At 54.0% G+C, this 5,802-nt stretch carries 7 protein-coding genes and 1 pseudogene; 3 read left to right on the top strand and 5 right to left on the bottom strand.

Annotated features, from left to right (window positions below; genetic code table 11):
* The 4 genes and pseudogenes from H6F43_RS15315 to H6F43_RS15305 all read right to left on the bottom strand — a co-directional run.
* Positions 1 to 1,061 (bottom strand): annotated as a pseudogene (locus tag H6F43_RS15315) (diguanylate cyclase); the annotation flags it as partial.
* Positions 1,051 to 1,272, bottom strand: a complete 222-nt coding sequence (locus H6F43_RS15310; protein WP_190343596.1) for a transcriptional regulator — start codon at positions 1,270 to 1,272, stop codon at positions 1,051 to 1,053. The pseudogene H6F43_RS15315 and the gene H6F43_RS15310, both read right to left, overlap by 11 nt.
* Before the next feature lie 65 nt (positions 1,273 to 1,337).
* The gene (locus tag H6F43_RS22740) at positions 1,338 to 1,460 is read right to left on the bottom strand and encodes a hypothetical protein (protein ID WP_277879940.1); all 123 of its coding nucleotides are present in this window, start codon (positions 1,458 to 1,460) and stop codon (positions 1,338 to 1,340) included.
* A 148-nt stretch (positions 1,461 to 1,608) separates the two neighbouring features.
* Positions 1,609 to 2,403, bottom strand: a complete 795-nt coding sequence (locus tag H6F43_RS15305) for a glutathione S-transferase family protein (protein WP_190343595.1) — start codon at positions 2,401 to 2,403, stop codon at positions 1,609 to 1,611.
* 268 nt (positions 2,404 to 2,671) lie between these two features.
* On the opposite strand from H6F43_RS15305, the gene H6F43_RS15300 reads away from it, so the two are divergent.
* From H6F43_RS15300 to H6F43_RS15290, 3 genes are all read left to right on the top strand, one after another.
* Entirely contained in the window at positions 2,672 to 3,499 is an 828-nt protein-coding gene (locus tag H6F43_RS15300; protein WP_190343594.1) for a hypothetical protein, read from the top strand.
* Positions 3,500 to 3,717: 218 nt separating this feature from the next.
* Complete coding sequence (locus H6F43_RS15295) at positions 3,718 to 3,978, top strand: MoaD/ThiS family protein (RefSeq protein ID WP_190343593.1); 261 nt, start codon at positions 3,718 to 3,720, stop codon at positions 3,976 to 3,978.
* A gap of 188 nt (positions 3,979 to 4,166) precedes the next feature.
* Positions 4,167 to 5,048, top strand: a complete 882-nt coding sequence (locus tag H6F43_RS15290) for a sugar kinase (RefSeq protein ID WP_190343592.1) — start codon at positions 4,167 to 4,169, stop codon at positions 5,046 to 5,048.
* Here the strand turns inward: H6F43_RS15290 and H6F43_RS15285 are convergent.
* The gene (locus tag H6F43_RS15285; RefSeq protein ID WP_190343591.1) at positions 5,029 to 5,670 is read right to left on the bottom strand and encodes a class I SAM-dependent methyltransferase; all 642 of its coding nucleotides are present in this window, start codon (positions 5,668 to 5,670) and stop codon (positions 5,029 to 5,031) included. The two genes, H6F43_RS15290 and H6F43_RS15285, sit on opposite strands and share 20 nt — an antisense overlap.
* Positions 5,671 to 5,802 lie beyond the last annotated feature (132 nt).

Here is a 5,802-nt window from a genome sequence, read left to right as displayed (position 1 = left end):
AGTTCTGCGAGCGCTTCTGCCCGTTTGCGCTCGTCTTCGTAAGCTTGAACGTTCGCAAGACTGGCAGCAATCTGTGCCGCCACCAGCTCGACAAATCCCCGGTAGCTGTCATCGAACAGCCGGAACGGGTTTAACCCCACGACCAAAATGCCTGTTTTGCCCGTCTGACCCGATGGCGCAGTGTCGCTAGCCTGTGCACCCGCCCGGATCGGTACTGCCACCGCTTGATGCGGCGATCGCTGCCAAGCACCCGTCGGCAGGTGATCGAACCGCGCATCGAGATCCGAAATTAAGCAAACCTGATGCGATCGTAGAACATCGGAAATTGACCAAACCGAGTCGTCATCCAGCGCGATCGTGTCCGGAGCGACCGGGTGACCGCGATCGATGCCGCAAGTCCCCACCAGAGACACGTGCTGCTGCGGCTCGACTAGATAAAGCATTGCAAAGGGCAGATCATACGGATCGGTCTCCAGACAGCGAGCCGTGAGAGTACAGGCCTCATCGAGTGTGCGTGCGTCTGCTGTCTTGGTTGCCAGCTCTCGCAACAGGGTTAGCTGACGTTCACCGATGATCCGCTGCGTGTCATCGGTGTTGGCGCAAATGATGCCGCCCGTGCCGCCCTGATCGTTCGGAACCGGACTATACGAGAACGTGTAATAGGTCTCCTCTGGGTAGCCGTTGCGCTCCATGATCAGCAGCAGCGATTCGTCGTAGGTGCCCTCGTTTTTAAGAATCGCGGATTCTACCCGTGGACTGACCTGATCCCAAATTTCGCGCCACACCACTGAGGCAGGCTGTCCCAGCGCTTCCGGATGCTTTCCGCCCACGATCGCTTTGTAGGCGTCGTTGTAGAGGTTAATCAGCTCGTCGCCCCACCAGACAAACATCGGCTGGCGGCAGGTCAACATAATTCGAATGCAGGTTTTAAGGCTCTGGGACCACTGTTTGATCGGACCCAGCGGCGTTTGCGACCAGTCGATCGATCGCATCAACGCTCCCATCTCGCCCCCGCCCTCAAAGATCGCTTCGGAGACAGGTATCTGCTCACTAGCCGCCATAGTTCTCGTTCCTGTGGTGCGTCACCCAAGGCGAGCGTGCTGCAATCTGGTTAAGCGCCAGCGGTAAGGAGTGTGATCGCCCATTCTCCCAGTCGTAACCGCAATGGAATGGAGCGTCTCGCTGCTCAGCTAACTCGATCGGTAAAAATTCACGGCGCTGCCAAGTTTGGCGAACTAGCTGCACTTCAGCGGTTCGTTTCCTTGCAGGCATAGGATGCCAGTGCCTTTGTTGCTCAGAACCAGATACAGCAGGTGCTATGACGTAAAATCCATGTATCAACTGCTATCTAGCTTAGCTGGCAACACGACAGATGGCTGCGAGTCGGCATCCGCTCGATCGCAGCCGTTCGCCACGCTGAAAATAGCCGTCCACAGCGCATCCAGCCCTACGTCCCACACGAATCGGCGGCATGCAACGAAAAATCTGAAGGATTTCTTCGGAAATCAATTCCCCGCTGCGATCGACCAAAAGCACCCTACAACGACCGTAGGGCAGAGATTGCATCTCTGCCCTACACCTTTGCGTCTTGCTGTGGATCCTAGCGACTCAATCAATATTGATCGAGGTTGGCGAAGAAGAACCTGCACCTGCTGTTCCCGTTAGGGGTTTACGGAAGTCGGCGTAGAGTTTGTCGCGCCACGCAAAGAACGGCTCAAACGTACCAATGTCGGCAATGCCAGGAACGCCCTTGCCCTTGAGCGCTTCGGGAACGTCCAAATAGTTGCCCGTCGGGAATTTGATGTACATCGTCAGTCCCGCAACGGCAAAGTCTGCCAGGGTCGGATGATCGGTTACGAGGTAGGGCTGCTCGCGCAGAATGAAGCACAGCGATGCCAAATCGCGCTTGAGGGCATCATTGGCAGACTTCACGGTATCTGCCCCAAAGCCTACGCCCTCACCCAATACGCCAAGCACTTCATTGGGCACGGCTCCAATAATCGTCCGCACAATGTCTGGTATGGAATTCGGCAGAAACGCAGTGCGAAAACTCTGATTCTGATTCAGCGCTCCCACCATTGCCTTGCGTGCATTCAAGCCGATCGACTCATCCGCCCACTGCTCTATTAGCAAGCACAAGCCCCGCAGTTTCGGCTCATGGGGAATGATTGGGCGATCGGGATAGGTCCGGTCCAAATACTCAGCGATCGCAGTGGAATCCGCAATAACCTGAGTTCCATCTTTCAAGACTGGAACCTGCCGCTGACCCGACATCCGAATCAGTTCTAACTGACCAATTCCTGGGGTCACTTCAATTTTGCGATACGGCAATCCTTTGTAGTCCAGAAGCAGCCGCACTTTTTCTGCGTACTCAGATAGCTCAAATTGATAAAGCTCCAGCATAAATAATCTCCTTGCGCAACCAGCGATCGCGCCGAGCCTGCCTGAATAACTTTGCAAGCATATCCTAACTGCCCTCAACGCGAAAGAGCGATGGTCAAAAGGGAGATTCGTGACATTCGCCGCGCTGGATGTATCAAACTTTGGGCGCGTACGCAGATACCCCCGTTGGCAGAGAACGTTTGAGAATTGATTTTCTATCGTTGTCTGTAACGAAATTGACAAATTTCTTTTTTCCTAAGATATCTTGACCGAACAAGGAGCGCTTTAAATGACGAACAAGAAAACAATTGCTAAGAAAGCCACCGCTCTAATGAGCGCGATCGCCGTTAGCGGCGTATTGGGGGGGTTGCCTGCCATTGCTCAATCTACACCGCAGTCTAGCGACAGCTCCAGCGATCGGATGAATTCACAAAACTCCTCCACGCCAGCAGAGTGCGTACCCAACATGAGCCAATCTTCTAGTGGCTCGTCAACCAGCGCCAATCAGGGTAGCCAGTTTGGCAACATCACCTCGAATCCCAACACTCGTGAGTTCCCCAATCAGACTGATCCCCGAGCTGGACTGTCTGACAACGGACTAAACAATCAGTCGAGCAGCCAGAATAATCAACTGGGAAGCCAGAACAACAATCAAACGTCCAATCAGTCGGCAAGCTACCAGTCGAACCGTCGCGTTGTGTCGGCTCCTGGCTCTCGCGCTGAAGCCGTCCAAAATAACGATGTGCTATCCAGCGGTGGCGCAACTACGGGTGGAGAAAGCCGTCAGATTATCTTCGCGGCAGGTGGTCGTAACGATCGCTCGGAAGGTGTAGAGCGTCAAACTACCTACAGCTCGATCGGAACTCAAGCCGGGAACACCACGAGCGGACAAGCCAATATGGGTGCGACGAGCGGTGGCTTTGCGGTGCAGAACGTTCTGCGGGCAAATGAAGGTAACAGAAACCAAGCCAACACCAGTCAGGTCAACACCAATCAGGCAAGCAGCAGTCAGATCAACACCAGTCAGGCAAGCATTGACCCTTGTGCTGGAATGAACAACACGCCGGGATCGACGCCCAGCATTCAGCAAGCACCTGCGCCTCAAATTCGTCAGTAACTTCGACTAATACCAATTCGAAATTCAGAATTCTGAGTTCCGAATTGCAAGAGCTGGATTTCATCAACGTTTCAGTCATTTGATCTGTAAGTGGAATTTAGGGAATTGGTATAAGGCGCATCTCTGTCGTCGAATAAAGGCTCCCGCCTGAACCTGAGGGTTTGGCGGGAGCTTGGTTATTAGTTGCCCGTTGCAGCGAAGCGATGCACAATCTAGCTATGTCTGACTCCAGCATCACCATTACTCTCAAGCTGTTTGCCGCTTACCAAGACGCCTACGGCGTTCCTGAACTGCAACTAACGCTTCCCCCAAGCACTCCGGTTGGCGAGGTGCTCGATCGACTGGTTGCCGAGCACCCTCAACTGGCACAATGGCGAAACCTCACTCGGTTCGGCGTCAATCTAGACTTTGTCGAACCAACGGCGGCACTTCAGGATGGCGATGAAGTAGTTCTAATTCCCCCAGTCAGCGGCGGGTGACGATCAGTTAGGCAGCAATCGCTAAGCCTCTACGAATCCGGCTTTTTAGCCCCCAACCGTCTAAATCTGGTTAATGGCTTGGAGAAGCCTTTACGTCCTCCGGGCTGGGTTTCCCTAACTGGACGGGTAAGACGCCTATCCCGCAAAGACTTTCATTCGTCGCACAGCGGATTCACTATTTCAAGCGCATGTCTCACGGACTGTTTGTTGGCTTAACGACGCTGGACCTGGTGTACCGAGTTGCGGGTCCGCCGATCGCGAACCAAAAGCTGGTGGCGTCGGACTATACGGTTTCTGCTGGGGGACCCGCGACGAATGCCGCTGTCGCGTTTCGGCAGTTGGGCGATCGCGCCACCGTTCTGAGTGTGGTGGGGTCACATGCCATAACGCACTTAATTCGAGCGGATTTGCAGACGTGCGGCGTCGAGCTGGCTGACCTGGCACCGACGCGATCGGAGCCGCCGCCTGTGTCCTCAATTCTGGTGACGGAGGCTACCGGAGACCGCGCTGTCGTCTCGGTCAATGCGGTTAAATCACAGGTCGATCCGGCAGCAATTCCACCCGACTGCTTACAAGACGTGGCGATCGTGCTAATCGATGGGCACCAAATGGCAGCAGGACGAGCGATCGCCGAACGCGCCAAAGAACAAGGAATTCCCGTGGCGATCGACGGTGGCAGTTGGAAACCCGGCTTCGAGACACTTTTGCCGCTGGTAGATTACGCCATCTGCTCTGCCAATTTTCAGCCGCCTGGTTGCCAAAGCGAGGATGTTCTGCCGTACTTAGCCCATTTGGGCATTCCTCACATCGCCATTACGCAAGGGGATCAGCCAATTCAGTACCGAACAATGAATCAGCAGGGCAGGTTAGACGTTCCTACAGTGCAAACCGTTGATACGTTAGGAGCAGGCGACATCTTTCATGGAGCGTTCTGCCACGCAATCTTACAGCAGGAATTTGTAGAAGCGCTTACGATCGCTTCTCAAGTCGCCGCTGAGTCCTGTCGATTTTTTGGCACGCGTCGCTGGATACAGGAACGATCGAGTGACCTCACTGTCGATAGCCAATGACCGCGTAGAACGGATCGCCACCCGATACTCCCAACCATTGCAGCATATTAGGAGCCTGCGATGCCCGAACGATCGCTTCAGGCGGAGTGAATCCTGGAACCGCTTGAAAATATTGTTTCACGAGCTGGACTCGGCTTGTCTCAGACCCTTCGCGCCATGCCTGAATTGCCTTCTGATAGAACATCCGATTCGAGAAGCTGATGATAGCAATGCCGCCGGGTTTAAGAATGCGGTGAATTTCCGTGAAGATGGCTTCTGGGTACTGCAAATACTGAACAGAGACAGTATTTAGTACGGCATCGAAGGATTGATCTTCCAACGGCAGCTTCGGATTCTCATTCAGATTTTGCAGAAAGTAATGGTCCAAACGGGAATTACGCGCTAGTTCCTCGGCGTTCATGCCGTGCCCTTCTACGTGGGCAAATTCTAGCTCCTCAGGCAGGTGAGAAACCCAGCTACTCATCATGTCGAAGACGCGGGTGTTGGGTTTCAGTCGCTCCCGGTACAGGTCCGTTAGCTGCTGAATAAAGCCCTCATCTACGTGGGTGACGAAGCGGGGATATTCATAGAACAGAGCATCGCTGGTGGCGTCGAGTTTGGTTCGCTGAGCAGGACCTAGCATGGTTTAGAGCGTCAATCTTAACTAATGGGCACCAATGAAGATACAAGTCTGAAGATATGTAACCATCACGGACTGGTGCAAGGTTAATCCAATGATCCCCCGATCGCCATCGACCCTAAGGAGGCTACTTGT

Source organism: Leptolyngbya sp. FACHB-36, from assembly GCF_014695955.1.
In the GTDB taxonomy this organism is placed as follows: domain Bacteria; phylum Cyanobacteriota; class Cyanobacteriia; order Leptolyngbyales; family Leptolyngbyaceae; genus FACHB-36.
The sequence above is the reverse complement of the archived record's forward strand: the minus strand, read 5'-3'. Positions and strand labels throughout refer to the sequence as shown.

Bases quoted from the DNA above. Each gene is read 5' to 3' on its own strand.
- H6F43_RS15285 (WP_190343591.1), bottom strand. From the start codon at position 5,670: ATGCTAGGTCCTGCTCAGCGAACCAAACTCGACGCCACCAGCGATGCT.
- H6F43_RS15305 (WP_190343595.1), bottom strand. From the start codon at position 2,403: ATGCTGGAGCTTTATCAATTTGAGCTATCTGAGTACGCAGAAAAAGTG.
- H6F43_RS15300 (WP_190343594.1), top strand. From the start codon at position 2,672: ATGACGAACAAGAAAACAATTGCTAAGAAAGCCACCGCTCTAATGAGC.
- H6F43_RS15295 (WP_190343593.1), top strand. From the start codon at position 3,718: ATGTCTGACTCCAGCATCACCATTACTCTCAAGCTGTTTGCCGCTTAC.
- H6F43_RS15290 (WP_190343592.1), top strand. From the start codon at position 4,167: ATGTCTCACGGACTGTTTGTTGGCTTAACGACGCTGGACCTGGTGTAC.
- H6F43_RS15310 (WP_190343596.1), bottom strand. From the start codon at position 1,272: ATGCCTGCAAGGAAACGAACCGCTGAAGTGCAGCTAGTTCGCCAAACT.